At 66.5% G+C, this 16179-nt stretch carries 18 protein-coding genes; 7 read left to right on the forward strand and 11 right to left on the reverse strand.

The genetic code is table 11. The features are described from left to right. Window positions 1-18: 18 nt before the first annotated feature. The 5 genes from LG047_RS08290 to mutM are packed head-to-tail and all read right to left on the reverse strand — an operon-like array spanning window position 19 to window position 4494. Window positions 19-1281, reverse strand: coding sequence for a class I SAM-dependent RNA methyltransferase (locus LG047_RS08290; protein WP_227966262.1), 1263 nt, complete (start codon window positions 1279-1281; stop codon window positions 19-21). Further along, window positions 1278-2006, reverse strand: coding sequence for a TlyA family RNA methyltransferase (locus LG047_RS08295; protein ID WP_227966263.1), 729 nt, complete (start codon window positions 2004-2006; stop codon window positions 1278-1280). Before LG047_RS08295 ends, LG047_RS08290 begins: the two co-directional genes overlap by 4 nt. Next, window positions 2006-2824: an ABC transporter permease gene (locus LG047_RS08300; protein WP_084679102.1), complete on the reverse strand. Its 819-nt coding sequence runs from the start codon at window positions 2822-2824 to the stop codon at window positions 2006-2008. The genes LG047_RS08295 and LG047_RS08300 overlap by 1 nt, the downstream gene beginning before the upstream one ends. Next, window positions 2821-3585 carry an ABC transporter ATP-binding protein gene (locus tag LG047_RS08305; RefSeq protein ID WP_227966264.1) on the reverse strand — a complete coding sequence of 255 codons (765 nt, stop codon included), beginning with the start codon at window positions 3583-3585 and terminating at the stop codon, window positions 2821-2823. The genes LG047_RS08300 and LG047_RS08305 overlap by 4 nt, the downstream gene beginning before the upstream one ends. A 39-nt stretch (window positions 3586-3624) precedes the next feature. Further along, a complete protein-coding gene (mutM, locus tag LG047_RS08310) occupies window positions 3625-4494 on the reverse strand; it encodes a bifunctional DNA-formamidopyrimidine glycosylase/DNA-(apurinic or apyrimidinic site) lyase (RefSeq protein ID WP_227966265.1) in 870 nt (289 codons plus the stop codon). 3 nt (window positions 4495-4497) lie between these two features. Here mutM and LG047_RS08315 point away from each other — a divergent pair, with 3 nt between their 5' ends. The 3 genes from LG047_RS08315 (at window position 4498) to ubiB (ending at window position 7442) form a co-directional block, all read left to right on the forward strand. Next, a complete protein-coding gene (locus LG047_RS08315) occupies window positions 4498-5013 on the forward strand; it encodes a HepT-like ribonuclease domain-containing protein (protein WP_227966266.1) in 516 nt (171 codons plus the stop codon). A 73-nt stretch (window positions 5014-5086) separates the two neighbouring features. Beyond that, window positions 5087-5857, forward strand: a complete 771-nt coding sequence (gene ubiE, locus LG047_RS08320) for a bifunctional demethylmenaquinone methyltransferase/2-methoxy-6-polyprenyl-1,4-benzoquinol methylase UbiE (protein WP_036283745.1) — start codon at window positions 5087-5089, stop codon at window positions 5855-5857. Between the two features lie 22 nt (window positions 5858-5879). Next, window positions 5880-7442 carry a 2-polyprenylphenol 6-hydroxylase gene (ubiB, locus tag LG047_RS08325; protein ID WP_227966267.1) on the forward strand — a complete coding sequence of 521 codons (1563 nt, stop codon included), beginning with the start codon at window positions 5880-5882 and terminating at the stop codon, window positions 7440-7442. Between the two features lie 10 nt (window positions 7443-7452). Here ubiB and folE read toward each other — a convergent pair whose 3' ends face one another. Together folE and LG047_RS08335 are read right to left on the reverse strand one after the other, a co-directional pair. Next, window positions 7453-8025: a GTP cyclohydrolase I FolE gene (gene folE / locus LG047_RS08330; RefSeq protein WP_036283751.1), complete on the reverse strand. Its 573-nt coding sequence runs from the start codon at window positions 8023-8025 to the stop codon at window positions 7453-7455. Between the two features lie 141 nt (window positions 8026-8166). Next, a complete protein-coding gene (locus LG047_RS08335; RefSeq protein ID WP_227966268.1) occupies window positions 8167-9282 on the reverse strand; it encodes a hypothetical protein in 1116 nt (371 codons plus the stop codon). A 250-nt stretch (window positions 9283-9532) separates the two neighbouring features. Between LG047_RS08335 and LG047_RS08340 the strand changes: the two genes are divergently transcribed. Further along, window positions 9533-9733 (forward strand): CsbD family protein, encoded by a 201-nt coding sequence (locus tag LG047_RS08340; protein WP_227966269.1) that lies wholly within the window; start codon window positions 9533-9535, stop codon window positions 9731-9733. A gap of 48 nt (window positions 9734-9781) precedes the next feature. On the opposite strand, the gene LG047_RS08345 is transcribed toward LG047_RS08340, so the two are convergent. Next, window positions 9782-10159: a hypothetical protein gene (locus tag LG047_RS08345; protein ID WP_227966270.1), complete on the reverse strand. Its 378-nt coding sequence runs from the start codon at window positions 10157-10159 to the stop codon at window positions 9782-9784. Window positions 10160-10382: 223 nt separating this feature from the next. Here LG047_RS08345 and LG047_RS08350 point away from each other — a divergent pair, with 223 nt between their 5' ends. The 3 genes from LG047_RS08350 to smbP all read left to right on the forward strand — a co-directional run bounded on the left by LG047_RS08350 (window position 10383) and on the right by smbP (window position 13845). Next, a complete protein-coding gene (locus LG047_RS08350) occupies window positions 10383-11627 on the forward strand; it encodes a cytochrome-c peroxidase (protein ID WP_036288169.1) in 1245 nt (414 codons plus the stop codon). 72 nt (window positions 11628-11699) lie between these two features. Beyond that, window positions 11700-13379 (forward strand): mucoidy inhibitor MuiA family protein, encoded by a 1680-nt coding sequence (locus tag LG047_RS08355; protein ID WP_227966271.1) that lies wholly within the window; start codon window positions 11700-11702, stop codon window positions 13377-13379. 121 nt (window positions 13380-13500) lie between these two features. Next, the gene (smbP, locus tag LG047_RS08360; RefSeq protein WP_036283757.1) at window positions 13501-13845 is read left to right on the forward strand and encodes a small metal-binding protein SmbP; all 345 of its coding nucleotides are present in this window, start codon (window positions 13501-13503) and stop codon (window positions 13843-13845) included. Window positions 13846-13896: 51 nt separating this feature from the next. Here smbP and murI read toward each other — a convergent pair whose 3' ends face one another. The 3 genes from murI to rbfA form a co-directional block, all read right to left on the reverse strand. After that, window positions 13897-14700: a glutamate racemase gene (gene murI, locus LG047_RS08365; RefSeq protein WP_227966272.1), complete on the reverse strand. Its 804-nt coding sequence runs from the start codon at window positions 14698-14700 to the stop codon at window positions 13897-13899. A gap of 75 nt (window positions 14701-14775) precedes the next feature. After that, window positions 14776-15681, reverse strand: coding sequence for a tRNA pseudouridine(55) synthase TruB (gene truB / locus LG047_RS08370; protein ID WP_036283762.1), 906 nt, complete (start codon window positions 15679-15681; stop codon window positions 14776-14778). Beyond that, window positions 15681-16109 carry a 30S ribosome-binding factor RbfA gene (rbfA, locus tag LG047_RS08375; RefSeq protein ID WP_036283764.1) on the reverse strand — a complete coding sequence of 143 codons (429 nt, stop codon included), beginning with the start codon at window positions 16107-16109 and terminating at the stop codon, window positions 15681-15683. Before rbfA ends, truB begins: the two co-directional genes overlap by 1 nt. Between the last annotated feature and the right edge of the window lie 70 nt (window positions 16110-16179).

Raw genomic sequence — 16179 nt, forward strand, 5'->3', positions numbered from 1 at the left:
ACCCGGGTCTTAAGCAAGTCAGCCGAGAAGACGCCGCTTAGCGCCGCCGCGGGCCGTCTCACGGGAAAACACCGCAACTATTTCGACATGGGGAGAGAAGCGGAATTGGTCAATGGGCGTGAGATTGCGCGCGGAATATCCGCCGCTGAGCAAAATTGAAGCGTCCCGCGCGAAACTTTGTGCACTGCAAGACACTGCGATGACCGTGTTGACCTTCGATTGCGCCAGCTCCTTCGCCTGCGCCAGCGCGCCGGCGCGCGGAGGATCGAAGACGACGACGTCGAAGGGCGCGAGCTCCTGCGCGGTGAGCGGGCGCGTGAAGAGATCGCGTGCGGCGCCTTCGAGCGGACGCAGCCCCGTCGCGCCGCGCGCGCCCGCCATCATGGCTTCAACCGCGTCGGCCGCGCTGTCGTAAGCTGCGACGCGCGCATTTTCCGCAAGGCGCAACGCAAAGGCGCCGACGCCGCAGAACAGATCGGCGACGCGCCTTGCGCCCGTCGCCGCCTCCACGACGCGCGCAGCAATCGCCGCTTCTCCGGCCTGCGTCGCCTGCAGGAAAGCGCCCGGCGGAAGTGGAACGCGCGCGGCGCCGACGGCGATCATCGGCGGACGCCGCAGCGTGACGAGACGCCCGTGATTGGAGAGACGGGCGAGATCATGTCTTTCCGCCGCCGCGATCAGCGCCCCCGTTTCATGCTCCTCGAGCGGTCCGGCGCCGCGAAGATCGACGTCCATGCCGTCGAGCGTCGCCGTGAACCACAGATCGAGGGGCTTGCCCCGCGCCGCAAGAATTTGCGCAAGGGCGCGCGCCGCGGACAGCGCTCCCGCGAGCTCCGGCGCGAGCAGCGGACAGGCGTCGATCTCGATGATCTCATGCGAGCGCGCCGCCATGAAGCCGACGCGCGCGCGACCCCTGTCCATGCGCGCGTGAAAGGTCGCGCGCCGGCGTCCCGCGCCATGCGCGTCGACGAGAGGGCCGAGGTCGAGCGAGAGCCCGGCGTTGCGCAGAGCGGCTTCGACAAGTCCGCGCTTCCACTGCGCATAGGCTTCGGACGCCAGCGCCTGCACCGCGCATCCGCCGCAATGGGTGTAACAAGGACAGATCGGCGCAATGCGATCGGGCGAAGGCTCGATGATTTCCAGAAGGCAGGCATGATCGCCAGCGATCTCGGCCGCCACCGTTTCGCCTGCGAGCGCATAGGGAACGAAGACGCGCCTGTCGCCATCGCGCGAGACGCCCTCGCCGCGATGACCGAGCCGTTCGATGAATAATTGCTTCATTTGCGCGCCGCGTGAATGAGAAACTCGCGATTGCCGTCGCCGCCTTCGATCGGCGAAGCGACGACGCCCAGCGAGCGCCAGCCCAGCGCTTCTATCTCCGTGCGCACGCGCGCGCAGACTTCCGCATGAATCTTCTCGTCGCGCACGACGCCCTTCTTCACGGCGCCGCGTCCCGCCTCGAATTGCGGCTTGATCAGCGCGACGAGATCGGCGGCCGGCGCCGCGAGCGACAGCGCATGCGGCAGCAAGGCGGATAATGAAATGAAGCTCGCGTCCATCACGACTAGGCTCGGCGATTCGCCAAGCTGCGCCGGCGTCAGGTTGCGCGCATCCTGCGCTTCGAGCGACGTCACGCGCGGATCGCGCCGAAGTCTTTCGTGCAATTGATCGCGCCCGACGTCTACCGCGACGACATGGCGCGCGCCGCGCGACAGCAACACATCCGTGAAGCCCCCCGTGGAGGCGCCGACGTCGAGACAGAAGCGATCCGTGACATCGACGCCGAAAGCGTCCAGCGCATGCGCGAGCTTCACGCCGCCGCGCGACACCCATGGGTAAGGCGCGGCCGCGACGATCTCCGCATCATCCGCGATCGGCGCGGAAGGTTTCGTCACGACGCGGCCATTTACGGTGACGAGCCCCGCCTCGATCGCCTCGCGCGCCTTGGCGCGGCTTTCAAAAAATCCGCGCTCGTGAAGCGCCGCGTCGGTGCGCTTCGCGTTCATCACTCGCCCGACTGCAACAGCGTGCCCGCCCGCCGCGCGCTCTTGAGAAAACGCGCGAAGGCGAAGGAGGCGGCGGCGAACATGAAGATATCGAGCGCAAAACCCTGAGCCATGAGATCCCAGCGTATGACATGTTCGATCAGCGCGGCGCGCATCCCCTCGAACACATAGGTCGGCGGCAGCATCCAGGAGAACGGCTGCAGCCACTGCGGCAGCGTCGAAACCGGATAATAGACGGCTCCGAGCGGCTGCACGAAGAACATCATCGACCAGATGAGATTTTCCGCGCCGACGCCGAAGCGCAGCAGCGCGCCCGACACGAACAGGCCGATGCTCCAGGCGAAAAGCATGAGCACGACGAAGAAGGCGGCGAAGGCGACGCCCAGCGCCCACAGATTGAACCCGAAAAAGACGATCGCCATGATGGTGACCGGGAACACGCCGACGACGAGGCGAATGAGGCTCATGGCGATGAGCGAGGCGACGAATTCGACCGGCCGCAAGGGGCTCATGAGAATATTGGGCAGATTGCGCGACCACATCTCCTCGATGAAGGAGAAGCAGAAGCCCTGCTGGCCGCGCAGCAGAATATCCCACAGGAGAATGGCCCCGATCAGCGTGCCCGCCGCCTGCGCGGCGCCGCCCGTTTCGGTGAGCGCGCCGGCGCGCACGAGATAGGTTTGCAGGAACCCCCAGGTGAGCAGCTGGATCGCCGGCCAGTAGATGATGTCGAGCACGCGCGCCCAGGACGCGCGCAGCAGATATGTGTAGCGCAGCACCATCGCGCCGACGCGCTTGAACGAGAAGTCGCCGATCATTCGGAAACTCCGCCCACGCGCCCGCGCGCGACGTCGAGAAAGACCTCCTCGAGATTGTCGCGGCCATAGCGCGCGAGAAGGTTCGACGGCGAATCGTCGTCGACGAGCACCCCCTGTTTCAGCATCAGCACGCGATCGCAAAGGCGCTCGACCTCGCCCATATTGTGCGAGGCGAGCAGGATCGCGCAATTGTGCGTATGGCGATGCGTCTCGAGACGCGACCGCACCCAGTCCGCCGTGTCGGGGTCGAGCGAAGCCGTCGGCTCGTCGAGGAGCAGCAGTTGCGGATCATTGATCAGCGCCTTGGCGATGGAGACGCGCGTCTTTTGCCCGGCTGAAAGCTTCCCTGTCTGGCGGTCGAGAAAATCGCGCAGCGCCAGCGCGTCGGCAAGCTCCTCGATCTTCGGCTCTATGTCGGGAACGTCATAGAGCAGGCCGAAGACGCGCAAATTCTGCCGCACGGTGAGGCGATGCGGCAGATCGACATAAGGGCTTTCGAAATTCATGCGGCCAAGCGCGCTGTAACGGTCGCGCGCCATGTCATGGCCGAAGACGCGGATCGAACCGGCGCTCGGCTCGATCAGCCCCATGATCATGCCGATGGTTGTGGTCTTGCCCGCGCCGTTGCCGCCGAGAAGCCCCGTCACGGAGCCGGGGGCGAGCGAGAAATCGAGCGGACCGACGACGTTGCGATTGCCGTAACTCTTGGCGAGGCCCTGAACCGAAAGCGTCGGCCGGGGCGCGCTGGATAGCGAAGACATGAGCGTTTCTACGCCCGCGGCGGCGCCCCCCGCAAGGCGTTACTTCTGGCAGCGCGGGCAATAGAAGGTCGAGCGCCCCGATTGTGTGACGCGGGCGACGGTCCCCTTGCAGCCGGGCGTGGGACAGGCGGCGCCCTCGCGATCGTAGACACGGAAGCTGTGCTGGAAATAGCCGAGCGAGCCGTCCGCCTGGCGATGGTCCCGCAGCGAGGAGCCGCCGGCCCGGAGTGCGTCGGCAAGAACATCCTTGATCGCCTTCGGCAGCCGCGCCAGCGCCGCGCCCGGCTTTCCCGTCGCAGTGACGAGCGTTCCCGCCGCCGCGAGCGGCGAGACACGGGCGCGATGGAGGGCCTCGCAGACATAGATATTGCCGAGGCCCGCGACGAGGCGCTGATCCAGTAGCAACGCCTTCACCGGCGCCTTGCGGCCCCGAAAGGCGTTGGCGAGCATCGCGGCGTCCAGATCCCCGCCCAGCGGCTCGACGCCGACGCCTCGAAAGAGCTTGTGCGCGTCGAGGTCGCCCGCGGGAACAAGCAGCATGAAGCCGAAGCGGCGCGGGTCGTTGTAGGTGACGCGCCTTCCGTTATCGAGATGAAAAACGACATGGTCATGCGCGGCGCTCTTGTCGCGCGGATGGTGAAAGCGGCCGGGGGCCTCCTCGTCGATGCGGAAGGACCCGCTCATGCCCAGATGCATCACGAGCGCCTCGTCGGCGTCGAGATCGGCGATGAGATATTTGGCCCGCCGACGCAGGTCGAGAATGCGCCTTCCCCCAAGGCGCCGCGCGAAGTCCGGCGGGAAGGGAAAGCGCAGATCGCCGCGCCGCTGCTCGACGCGCAGGATCCGCGCGCCGACGAGGGCGGGGGCAAGTCCGCGCCGCACGGTTTCGACCTCGGGCAGTTCGGGCATCGGATGGGCTTCCTGCGCGGCGCTTTGGCCGCGCCGCGTCCGCGCGCTATAATCCTTCTCCTGAAAAATCGCGAGAGGCGGCTGGAAAAGCTGAACGAAACGACCCTCGTCGCCCATCTGCGCCGCCGATTTCCCGACGCGCTCGCGATATATCTTTTCGGCAGCATGGCGAGCGGCGAGGCGGGACCGGACAGCTTCGCGGCGGACTTCACCCGTCAGGACGCCGCTATTCTCAATATTCAGCGCGCCTGCGAGGCGGCGCTGGACATCGGGCAACATGTCGTGCGCCGCGAACGGCTGGGCGTCCCGCAGAGCGCCCGCGACGTCTTCACGCTGCTGGCCGATGGCGGCCGGATCGCGCCCGAACTCGCGGAAAACATGCGCAAGACGGTCGGTTTTCGCGTTATTGCGGTCCACGACTGCCGGGCTTTGGTCCTGCCCATCGTCACCGCGATCATCACCGGGAGGTTGGACGATTTCCTCGCCTTCAGCGCCGCGCTCCTTAAGCGGAGCGCCTGACGCCCCGCCCATAGCCATCGCCGCCGCAAGAGGCTATACCGTCCCCCGTCTTTCCATTCCATGCGAGCGTTAGATGACCGATTCCCGTTCAAACCGAGAGGGTTCGACCCATTTCGGCTACTCCGAGGTTCCGCTTTCCGAAAAGCAGCACCTCGTGGACGACGTCTTCCACAAGGTCGCGCGCCGCTACGACGTCATGAACGACCTCATGTCCGGCGGCCTGCACCGGCTCTGGAAGGACACTTTCGCGGGCAAGGTCAATGCGCGCAACCGCAAGGGTTTCCGGCATCTCGACGTCGCCGGAGGCACGGGCGACGTCGCCTTCCGCATCGCGCGGAATTCGGCCGCCGACGCCGAGATCGTCGTCCTCGACATCAATGGCGACATGCTGGAGGTCGGCCGCGACCGGGCCCGTGAGCGCGGGATCGAGGGCAAGCTCGACTTCGTGCAGGCCAACGCCGAGTCCCTGCCCTTCCCGGACGCGCATTTCGACGCCTACACCATCGCTTTCGGCATCCGTAACGTGCCGCGCATCCAGGTGGCGCTCGAGGAGGCCTATCGCGTCCTCAAGCCCGGCGGGCGCTTCCTCTGCCTCGAATTCTCGCAGGTCAACGTGCCGGGCCTCGACAAGATCTACGAGGCCTATTCGTTCAACGTGATTCCGACGGTCGGCAAGCTGGTCGCCGGGGACGCCGAGCCCTACCGTTACCTCGTGGAGTCGATCCGCAAGTTCCCGCCGGCCGAGGAATTCGAGCGCATGATCCGCGCCGCGGGTTTCCGCCGCACGGGCTTCGAGCGCCTCACCGGCGGCGTCGTGGCGATCCATTCCGGCTGGAAGTACTGATCCAACACAGGCGGCGGTCCCCGTGCTTCTCGGAATTGGCCACTTCTATCGACTGGCGCGCGCCGGCTACATACTGGCGCGCGAGGGCGTCTTCGCGAATCTCGACCCCAATCTGGTTCCGCCCGCGGCGGCGCCTCTGGTGCGGCTCGCCAATCTCTTCGCGCGCAGCGACGGCGAGGGCGCCGGCAGGGCGCTGGTGCGGGCGCTGTCGGAGATCGGCCCCTCCTATGTGAAGCTCGGCCAGTTCCTCGCCACGCGGCCGGACGTGGTCGGCGGCGAGATCGCCGACGCGCTCACCGCCCTGCAGGACCGCATGGCCCCCTTCGGGCGTGAGGAGGCGGTCGCGATCGTCGAGAAGGCGCTCGGGAAGAAGATCGACGAGGTCTACACATTCTTCGGCGACCCGGTCGCCGCCGCCTCGGTCGCCCAGGTTCACATGGCTCGCGCGCGCTACGCGGATGGCGAGCGTCAGGTCGCGGTCAAGGTGCTGCGTCCGGGCGTCGAGGGACAGTTCGCGCGCGATCTGCGCGACATGTATCTGGTGGCCCGCATCGCTGAGCGCTGGTCCTCCGAAGGCCGGCGCCTGCGCATGATCGAGGTCGTCGACACGCTCGCGCGAACGGTGAAGCTCGAGACAGACTTCCGGCTGGAGGCCGCCGCGGCGTCCGAATTCGCCGAAAACGTCGCGAAAGACCCCGACATTCACGTGCCGCATGTCGACTGGGACCGCACGGCGCGCGAGGTGCTGACGCTGGAATGGATCGACGGCGCGCCGCTCTCGGACCTCGAGCGCGTCGCGGCGGACGGCCATGACCTCAAGGCGCTCGGCGCCCATGTGCTGCAGTCCTTCCTGCGCCACGCGATGCGAGACGGCTTCTTCCACGCCGACATGCATCAGGGCAATCTTTTCGTCGACAGGCAGGGCCGGCTCATCGCCATCGACTTCGGCATCATGGGACGGCTCGGCGCGAAGGAGCGCCGGTTTCTCGCCGAGATTCTCTACGGCTTCATCACCCGCGACTACAAACGCGTGGCGGAAGTGCATTTCGAGGCGGGCTATGTGCCGGCCAAACATTCGATCGAGGAATTCTCGCAGGCGCTGCGCGCCATCGGCGAGCCGCTGCACACGGTGAACGCCGAAGATATTTCGATGGCGCGGCTGCTGACGCTGCTGTTCGAGGTCACCGCGCTCTTCGACATGCGCACGCGCACCGAGCTGGTGCTTCTGCAAAAGACCATGGTCGTCGCCGAAGGCGTCGCGCGCACCCTCGATCCGAGGCTCAACATCTGGAAGACCTGCGACCCCGTGGTCCGCTCATGGATCGAGGAAAATCTCGGACCCAAGGCGAAGCTCGAGGACGCCGGCAAGAGCATCGCCGAACTGGCGCGGCTCGCGACGCATCTCCCCAAAACACTCGCCGACGCCGAGATCGCCGTCGAACGCATTTCGCGCATGGCGGATCAGGGCGTCGATTTGTCGCCGCAGGCGCTGGAAGGACTCGCGGACACGCGCCGGCGCTCGGACAACAGGCTGCTCGTCGGAATTGCGGCGCTGCTGCTGCTGGGCGCGTGGCTTTTCGGTTGAGGCCGGAGCCTCACGCTCCCCGCGCCATCCCCAGAAACTCCTCCCGCGTGCGCGGATCGTCGCGGATCACGCCGAGCAGTTTGCTCGTCGTCAGCGACGAGCCCGGCGTGTTGACGCCCCGCAGCGTCATGCAATTGTGCTCGGCCTCGATCACCACGCCGACGCCGGCGGGCTGCAAAATGTCCTGGATCGCCTCGGCGATTTCGGCGGTCAGCTTCTCCTGAATCTGCAGACGGCGCGAGAACCCGTGGACCACGCGCGCGAGCTTGGAGATGCCGACGACGCGGTTCGTCGGCAGATAACCGACATGGGCGCGGCCGATCACCGGCAGCATATGGTGTTCGCAGAAGCTGACGACGCGGATGTTCTTGAGCACGACGAGTTCGTCATAGCCGCCGACCTCCTCGAAGGTGCGCTTCATATATTCGCGCGGATCGATGGCGTAGCCGGCGAAGAGCTCGCGATAGGAACGGACGACCCGCGCCGGCGTGTCGAGCAGGCCTTCGCGGTTCGGATCGTCTCCCGCCCATTCAATGAGCACGCGGACGGCAGCTTCAGCATCGGCCTGGGTGGGTTTGGCCATTCCTCAAATCTCCGAAAAAGTCGCAGGCGGACGGCGGCGGCGGGGCCGACGCCGAATCGGGGCGACCCCGTCCGGCCGCCCCTTCGCCGCTAAAGTGCGACGGGTTCGGGATTTTGGCAAACCCTCAGGCGCGGAAGACGCCTACGGAATGATTCCGGCGGCGCTGCGTCCGATATTGCCGATTGTCGAGCCGACCGAATTGACCGTGCGCTTCACGAAGCCGAAGGCGCCGCCGTCGCTCTGCGCAGGCGCGGGGGCCGGCGCAGGGGCGGGAGGCGGGCTCGGCTCGGCGGCGGCGGCAGGCGCGGGCGCCTGATCCGGCGCGCTCCGGCCCGGCTTAGCGCTCTTCGGCTTGGCGGGGGCGGCGCTTTGCGCGGCAGGCTTCGCCTTGGGCTTCCCCGGCTTCGCCTGCGCGGCGCGCGGCTCGGCCGACGCGGGCGAGGCGGCCGCCGGAGCCTCCGGCGCCGCTGCCGGCGCGGCGGCCTTGGGCCGCGGCGGCGCAGCCGGCTCCGGCGCGGAGAGCTTCGACTCCAACGGCGCCGCGGACTGAAGCGAGGCGGTCGACGCGGGAGGCGCGGCCTTGAGCGCCGGCGCGACGGTTGCCGCCTCGCCGGTCGTCGCTGTCGGGCCGGCCGCCGGCGTCTTGCCGGAGGGGTCAACAGGCGCGGTCGCGGCCTCGATCGGCGGCGGCGCGGAGTCTTTCGCCGGATCGCTGGCGTGGTCGGCGAGCGTGTCGAGCGCGGCGGCGTCCGCGCGCGGCTGCTCCGTCGCGGCGGACTCGGCCACAGGCGCAGGTTCCGGTTCGGCGATCCGCGCAACCGCGGCCTGCTGGTCCTGCGGTCCCCGTCCCTGGGCGAGCGTCCAGCCCAGCGCGGCGAGGCCGACGACGACGATCGAGGCGGAAAGATAGATCAGTTTCCGGCGCCGGCCGGCGTCGTCATCGTCCGGGGCGGCAAAAACAACATTTTCGCTCGGGCGCGACGGGCGCCATGACTCGTCGGGCCTCGGCGGCGTCGGGATCTTCGGCGCGACCGACCCGGCCAGGGCGCGATCTGGTTCGCCCACGCGCAATTTCGGCGCGGCGACCTCCGGGGCCGCCGCCCCTTGGGCGGGCGGCGCGGCGTGTCTCTCGGGCATGATCGGCGGCGCGGCGGGGCGTGAAGGGTCGTTGACCGCCGGCTCGACGTCACGCCGCAACATTTCCTTGAATTCCGCGAAAGCGGCCATCAGTTCCTTGTCGTCGCCCTTTACCGTCATGCCTTTTCACTCGACTGCGTCGCGGGCGCGGAAATTACATGCGCGCGACTGTTTCACCGGACTGACCCAGCGATCCTCGCGCTCAACAAACCCCCAAATTGTGGCGGTTATTCGAATTCGGATGCGGGCCCCGGACGCCGCAATCTCAATCCGGGCGGGAACATTGGCTCAGGTCACGCGTTGCGACTGTACGCAGGACGAGCCGATCGGCTCATCCTCTGCCGCCTGCAGTCCCTGAAAGGAGAACCTCATGGACTGGAATCGCATCGAAGGGAACTGGAAGCAGTTCAGCGGAATGATCCGCGAAAAGTGGGGCGAGATCACCGACGACGAACTCGACAAGATGGAAGGCAAGCGTGAACAGTTGGAAGGAAAACTGCAGGAAAAATACGGCATGGGCAAAGAGGCGGTGAAAAAGACCGTCGACGACTGGCTGAACACGCTCGGCTAAAACCCATGCAGGGAAGCGGCCGCCTCGCGGCCGCTTTCTACGCAGCGATCAATTGCCGGCGCCGAATTTGAGCCAATTGGCGTGAGCGGCGTCGGCGGCGCAAGTCGCCGCCATCGAGCGGTACATGGTTCCATCTTTCCTGGCGTATTTCTTTCCGCAGGCCTCGATCTTGCGTCGATAGGCGTTCGCCTGCGCCGTCGGGAGAGCGGATAAAAATACGGCCTCGCATTTTGCCGTCACCATCGCGCCGCGCTGAATGTCGGCGGTGGAGCCCCAGAGACAACTGACAAAGATCTTATGCGCTTCCCCGCAGGTCCTGGCGGCGCGCACTTTCGCCTCCTCGGCTTCGAGATCCATCGAACAGTCCACCGCGCCGGCCGACGTCGCGAGCAAAATGAAGATAAGAGCGAAAGCTGATCGACGCATGGCTTGTGTCCTCCCGTTGCGTGGAGCTGGCGAGATCTTACGCCATGACATCCGCTGTGGTGAGGCCCGCGCCGCGTGCGAGAACGGGCCGGCGCCGAGCGACGGCTGCGACGATGGCGCGCAGCCTTGCTTGGAACGAATGTAAGGAAGATAAATTGCGCACGCGCCGCCTGCTTCCTACTATCGGATCATGAAATTGCGCGAGCTTTCGGATCAAGCGGCGATGTCAGTCATTCTTCCGTCGTTGCGCGGCGCCCGGCGCCTCGCTCTCTGCTGCCTTTTGTCTTTCATCGCCGTCGAGGCGAAGGCGCAGAACGCAAACGCCGGCGAAAACGGGCTGACGCCTGTCGAACTGCTGGGCAAGCGCATCTTCGAGGATACGTCGCTCTCCCGGCCGGCCGGCGTTTCCTGCGCCTCGTGCCATGATGCGACGAAGGCGTTTCAGGGCGTCAACGGCTCGCCCATTGCGGCCGTCGCGCGCGGTTCGCTGCCAACATCCTTCGGCAAGCGCAACACCCCGACCATCATGTACGCCTCTTTCGCGCCACCCTTCTCCTTCGTGGAGGAGAAGGACGAAGAAAGCGGAAAGGTGGAGATGGTTCCTGTCGGCGGACAGTTTCTCGACGGGCGCGCGAGCGATCTTCTCGCGCAATTCGAAGGGCCGCTGCTCGATCCGCTCGAAATGAACGCGCCGTCGAAGCGCTTTGCGGTCGAGGCCATTCGCGACGGCGCCTACGCCGATCTCGCCCGCAAGGTATACGGCGAAAAGATTTTCGATGATCCCGACGCGGCGTTCGAGAAGCTGGCGCAGGCGGTCGTCGCTTTCGAATCGAGCGCGCGCTTTCATCCCTTCGCCTCCAAATTCGACGATTATCTGCGCGGACAGGCGCAGCTGACGGCGACCGAGAAAAAAGGCTTCGAGCTCTTCAAGGATCCAAAGAAAGGCAATTGTCTCGCCTGCCATGTCGGCAAGGAGGATTCGCGCGAGCCAAAGGACTGGCTCTTCACCGATTTCACTTACGACGCGCTGGGCGCGCCGAGGAACAGGGCGATACCGGTCAACGCCGGCGCCGGCTTTTTCGATCTCGGCCTGTGCAAGCGCCCCGGCCTCGACAAGATCGCGCCCGCGGGCTTCGACGCCGCGAGCGTCTGCGGCGCCTTCAAGGTTCCGACGCTGCGCAATATCGCGGTGACCGGCCCCTATCTCCACAATGGCGTCTTCACCAGCCTGCGCGACGTCGTCGCATTCTACGCAACGCGCGACACCGACCCCGCGCGCTGGTACCCGAAGGGCGAGAAGGGAAAGCCGGAGAAATTCGACGATCTTCCGTCGAATTATCGGGAGAACGTGAACGTCAAGGAAGCTCCCTATGACCGAAAGCCGGGACAAAAACCGCGGCTCTCGGACAAGGAGATCGACGCGATCGTCGCCTTCCTCGAAACATTGACGGACCATCCGCAGCAATAAGAAGGCGCGCCGCACAAACGCCACAAGGCTTGCGCTCGTATAGGGCGATTTCAGTCACGCCCTGGAGGCCGCATGCGCATTCCCGCCCTTTGCCTGTTCGTCCTGTTGGCGCAGAACGCGGCGGCCGCAAGGGAGATAGAGGCGAAATCCGCGGTCGCCGCCGTCACCGTGCATCCCGACGCCGCGACGGTGACGCGCGAAGCGACGGTCGATCTGCCGGCGGGGGCCAGCACGATCGCCTTTCGAGGATTGCCTTACGGGCTCGATCCGGCGTCGCTGCGCGTTTCGGGCGAGGGCGGCGCGCGCTTCAGCATCGGCGCCGTGGAGACGCGGCTGACGCCCGCCGACGCGAAGGCGCCCGACAGCGCCATCGCCGCGCGGCTGAAGGCGCTGCGCGCCGAGCGCGACAGCGTGCAGACGAAACTCGACGCTCTCGCCGCGAAACTTGCGATGATCCTGCGCTATTCGCAGGCGAGTCCCGAAAGGCTGTCGCCTGAAACGCGCCCCATGCAGGCGAGCGAATGGAATGCGGCCTTCGAGGCCGTCGGCGCCGCGCACGCCAAGACGGGCGAGGAAATGCGGCTCGCAAGATTGCGCGCCGCGGAGCTCGACGAGGAGATCCGCTCGCTGGAAACGGGCGAAGGACGGGGCGCGCGGCGCGGTCCCGCCCGCGACGTGTCTGTTTCCATCGACGCAACGTCGGGCGGTCGCGCGCGCCTCGCATTGAGCTATCTCGCCAATGGCGCCGGCTGGACGCCCGCCTATGAGGCGCGGCTCGACACGGGCGACGGCGCCCGCAGGCCCGCGATCGACTTCTCCCGCCGCGTCCTCGTCTCGCAGCGCACGGGCGAGGACTGGACCGATATTGCGATGACGGTCTCGACGACGCGCGCCCATCGCGGCGCCGCCGCGCCCGAAGTTGCGCCGAAGCGCGTGACATTCCTCGAAACGCCGGCGCCGTTTCCAATGGCGAAGGCGGCGCGCGGACGCATGACGATGGAAGGTGCGGCGCCGGCGCCGGCTGCGCCCGCCGTCGAAGCAGAGGACAGGAACGCCGCCCCGGAATCCGAACCCGCGCCGCAGCAGATTGCGACGCTCGACGCCGGCGCCTATCAGGCGATATACAAGATCGGCGGCGCCGTCAGCGCGCCTGGAGACGGCGCGACGAAAAGCTTCATCGTCTCGACGCGGCGGATCGAACCGAAGCTCGATATCCGCATATCTCCCGCCCTCGATCCGACGGCCTATCTCAACGCCCGTCTCGTCAACGACGAAGACGCGCCCTTGCTCCCCGGACCGCTCACCGTGCTGCGCGACGGCGTTTATGTGGGCGAAACGCGGCTGGCGCTGATCGCGCCGGGCGAGGCGGCGGATTTCGGCTTCGGCGTCGACGACAAGGTGAAGGTGACGCGCGCGCCCGTGAAGCGAAGCGAGAACGAGCCGGGCTGGTTCGGCCAGACGAAAATGGAGTTGCGCGACTACAAGACGACGGTGAAGAATCTGCACGGCTTTCCCGTCGCCGTGACGGTCGTCGATCAGATTCCCGTTTCCGAAAACTCCTCGATCGTCGTCGAGCAGCTGCCGCAGACGACGCCCGCGAGCGAGAAGCAGGCCGACAGGACGCCCAGCGACAGGCGCGGCATATTGAGCTGGAGCTTCGACCTGCCGCCCGGCGCGGCAAAGGAACTGCGGCTCGCATGGCGCGTCAAATGGCCGGCGGATCGTGAGATCGTCATGCAGCCGACGCGCTGAGCGCGAGGGCTTGCAGGCGCCGGTCGGCGGATTATTTCAATTTGAGCGGAACTATCGGTGCAGAAGGTCTCGCCTGTGCGCAGCGACGTCGTTTCGCCAGAAAAGAACTTGGGAGAGGAACATGATTCGCAGGACATTGATCGCCCTCGTCGCAGCCGCTTTCGCGCTGGGCGTCGCGCCGAGCTTATCGCTCGCCGCCGACGAGAACCATGTCGCCGAGGCGATCACCCACACGCGCGAGGCGATCAACGACGGGTTGGACGGCAAGGCAAGCTCGCTCGTGGAGCACGCCCGGGACGCGCTGGAGCACGCCAACGCCGCTGAAAAAGAAAAATCCAACCGCTTCGTCCGCGCCGGCATCGTGCATCTGAAGCAGGCGATCAAGCATGGCGAAAAGGGCCACGCCAAGATCGCCACGCGCCATGCGAAGGAGGCGCTCGCGAAACTCGACCATGCGCCGCAATGAGTTGATGAGTATTTGACAGAAAAGGACGCCGGCGCGAAAGCCGGCGTCTTTTTATTTGGCGGCGAGCCCGTAGCGCGCGAGCGTTTCGCGCAACTGCGGCGCCGGCGCCGCGCCGCTGGTGAAGACCGCGCGTCCAGGCGCGACGCAGCGTTCGGATTCGTCGCGGCCAAAGCGCCCGGCGAGCAACTGATCCGCGCGTCGCGCGATAGCGGGCGCCGGGTCGATCCACTCCACGGGCCAGGGCGCGAGCCTTTGGAACGCGTCGAGCAGCAGCGGATAATGGGTGCAGGCGAGCACCACGACATCCGTGCGTCGGCCGTCGGTTTCCTGAAAGCAGGGCGCGATTTCGGCGGCGATCTCCTCGTCGCAGACGCTTCCGTGATGCATGTAGTTTTCCGCGAGCCGCGCGAGAGTCGTCGAGCCGACGAGCGCCACGCGGCAATGGGCGGCGAATTGCGCGATGAGATTTTGCGTATAGTCGCGCGCGACCGTGCCGGGCGTCGCGAGAACGGAAATCATCTTCGAGCGCGAATGCTCGGCAGCCGGCTTGATCGCCGGGACGGTGCCGACGAAAGGGATCTCCGGCCAGCGCGCGCGCAGACAGGGCAGCACCAGAGTCGAGGCCGTATTGCAGGCGATGACGACCATGTCGGGCGCATGTTCGGCGATGAGGCGCTCCATCACCTTCATCACGCGATCGACGAGTTCCGGCTCCTTCCAGGAGCCATAGGGAAAGCCGGCGTCATCGGCGCAATAGACATAATCCGCGCCCGGACGGATCTTGACGATCTCGGCGAAGACGGTGAGACCGCCGAGGCCTGAGTCGAAAACGAGAATCCTGGGCGGGCGGTTCATCGAGCGTCCGGCGAACAATGCTGCGCGGCGCGAATCGTTCGCGCCGCGTCATGATAATGCGCGGGCTTTAAAAATTCAGAACGGGAGGTTGAAGACGCGCGCGGGCGCCAGCGCGCCTTCGACGATCTCGCCGAAAGCCACCGGCACGCCGCCGCAGGCCGCATAGACCACGCCCTCATGCGGCGCGTCGCGGCCGCGAAGGATGACCGATCCGCCGCGCCGCAGCCGCGCCGCCGTGTCGCGGTCGACGATGACGCAGGGAAGCTCGGAAAGGCCCGCCTCGACGGAGAGCAGCGCCTCGCCCGCCATGTTCTGGTTCTCGATCTCGTCGAGCGTGTAGGAGTCTTCCTCGACGAACGGCCCGACGCGCGTCCGGCGCAGCGCCGTGACGTGCCCGTAGCAACCGAGGAGCCGCCCGAGATCGCGGGCGATGGCGCGCACATAGGCGCCCTTGCCGCATTCCATGAAGAAAACGGTTTCGTCCGGTGTCGCCGCTTCGATCGTCAGCGAATGGATCGTCACCGCCCGGGCTTTCAGCTCCACCTGCTCGCCCTCGCGCGCGAGGTCATAGGCGCGCTCGCCCGCGATCTTGATCGCGGAGAACTGCGGCGGCGTCTGCAGGATGTCGCCGATGAACTGCGGCAGCAGCGCTTCGATGGCGGCGCGCTCGGGGCGGGCCTCGCTCGTGCGCGTGATTTCGCCGTCGGAATCGTCGGTGTTTGTCTCCGCGCCCCAGCGCACGGTGAAGCGATAGGCCTTTTCGCCGTCCTGCACGAAAGGCACGGTCTTGGTCGCCTCGCCGAAGGCGATGGGAAGTATGCCGGAGGCGAGCGGGTCGAGCGTGCCGGCGTGACCGGCCTTCTGCGCGTTGTAGACGCGCTTGAGGCGCGACACGGCCTGCGTGGAGGTCATGCCGACGGATTTGTCGAGCACCACCCATCCGTCGACGACGGCGCGATTCGATCTTTTCTGCTGTTTCATCAGGCGGCGCCGCTCTCTTGCGTGTCGTCGTCGTCGGTTGCGAGATCGCGTTTCACGCGCTCGGAGTTCAGGATCGCGTCGATGCGCGAGACCGCGTCGAAACTGTCGTCGATGCGGAAGCGAATCTCGGGGGCGAATTTGAGATTGACCTCATGGGCGATTTCCCCGCGCAGGAACCGCTTGTGGCGGTCGAGGGCGGAGATCACCTCGGGCTCGTCCTTGCCGCCGAGCGGCATGACATAGATCGTCGCGAGCTTGAGGTCGGGGCTCATCTTCACGCGCGATACGGTGACCACATGCTTTTCCAGCACGGGATCGCTGATTTCTCCGCGCGACAGGAGCTGCGCGAAGGCGTGACGCACGAGTTCCGCGACGCGCAGCATGCGCTGCGACGGCTCGGCGCCGTGAGAGTGATGGGATCGGGCCATGAATTCCTCGGACGAACCGACTCTCGACGACCCCTCCCCGGCCCTCCCCCGCGTTGCGGGAGAGGGGGCA

It is taken from the genome of Methylocystis sp. WRRC1 (assembly GCF_020733155.1).
Taxonomy (GTDB): Bacteria; Pseudomonadota; Alphaproteobacteria; order Rhizobiales; family Beijerinckiaceae; genus Methylocystis.

What these genes read in the sequence shown, in the direction of transcription:
- LG047_RS08290 (WP_227966262.1), bottom strand. Translation starts at nt 1,281, where the DNA reads ATGAAGCAATTATTCATCGAACGGCTCGGTCATCGCGGCGAGGGCGTC.
- LG047_RS08295 (WP_227966263.1), bottom strand. Translation starts at nt 2,006, where the DNA reads ATGAACGCGAAGCGCACCGACGCGGCGCTTCACGAGCGCGGATTTTTT.
- LG047_RS08300 (WP_084679102.1), bottom strand. Translation starts at nt 2,824, where the DNA reads ATGATCGGCGACTTCTCGTTCAAGCGCGTCGGCGCGATGGTGCTGCGC.
- LG047_RS08305 (WP_227966264.1), bottom strand. Translation starts at nt 3,585, where the DNA reads ATGTCTTCGCTATCCAGCGCGCCCCGGCCGACGCTTTCGGTTCAGGGC.
- mutM (WP_227966265.1), bottom strand. Translation starts at nt 4,494, where the DNA reads ATGCCCGAACTGCCCGAGGTCGAAACCGTGCGGCGCGGACTTGCCCCC.
- LG047_RS08315 (WP_227966266.1), top strand. Translation starts at nt 4,498, where the DNA reads ATGGGCTTCCTGCGCGGCGCTTTGGCCGCGCCGCGTCCGCGCGCTATA.
- ubiE (WP_036283745.1), top strand. Translation starts at nt 5,087, where the DNA reads ATGACCGATTCCCGTTCAAACCGAGAGGGTTCGACCCATTTCGGCTAC.
- folE (WP_036283751.1), bottom strand. Translation starts at nt 8,025, where the DNA reads ATGGCCAAACCCACCCAGGCCGATGCTGAAGCTGCCGTCCGCGTGCTC.
- LG047_RS08335 (WP_227966268.1), bottom strand. Translation starts at nt 9,282, where the DNA reads ATGACGGTAAAGGGCGACGACAAGGAACTGATGGCCGCTTTCGCGGAA.
- LG047_RS08340 (WP_227966269.1), top strand. Translation starts at nt 9,533, where the DNA reads ATGGACTGGAATCGCATCGAAGGGAACTGGAAGCAGTTCAGCGGAATG.
- LG047_RS08345 (WP_227966270.1), bottom strand. Translation starts at nt 10,159, where the DNA reads ATGCGTCGATCAGCTTTCGCTCTTATCTTCATTTTGCTCGCGACGTCG.
- LG047_RS08350 (WP_036288169.1), top strand. Translation starts at nt 10,383, where the DNA reads ATGTCAGTCATTCTTCCGTCGTTGCGCGGCGCCCGGCGCCTCGCTCTC.
- LG047_RS08355 (WP_227966271.1), top strand. Translation starts at nt 11,700, where the DNA reads ATGCGCATTCCCGCCCTTTGCCTGTTCGTCCTGTTGGCGCAGAACGCG.
- smbP (WP_036283757.1), top strand. Translation starts at nt 13,501, where the DNA reads ATGATTCGCAGGACATTGATCGCCCTCGTCGCAGCCGCTTTCGCGCTG.
- murI (WP_227966272.1), bottom strand. Translation starts at nt 14,700, where the DNA reads ATGAACCGCCCGCCCAGGATTCTCGTTTTCGACTCAGGCCTCGGCGGT.
- truB (WP_036283762.1), bottom strand. Translation starts at nt 15,681, where the DNA reads ATGAAACAGCAGAAAAGATCGAATCGCGCCGTCGTCGACGGATGGGTG.
- rbfA (WP_036283764.1), bottom strand. Translation starts at nt 16,109, where the DNA reads ATGGCCCGATCCCATCACTCTCACGGCGCCGAGCCGTCGCAGCGCATG.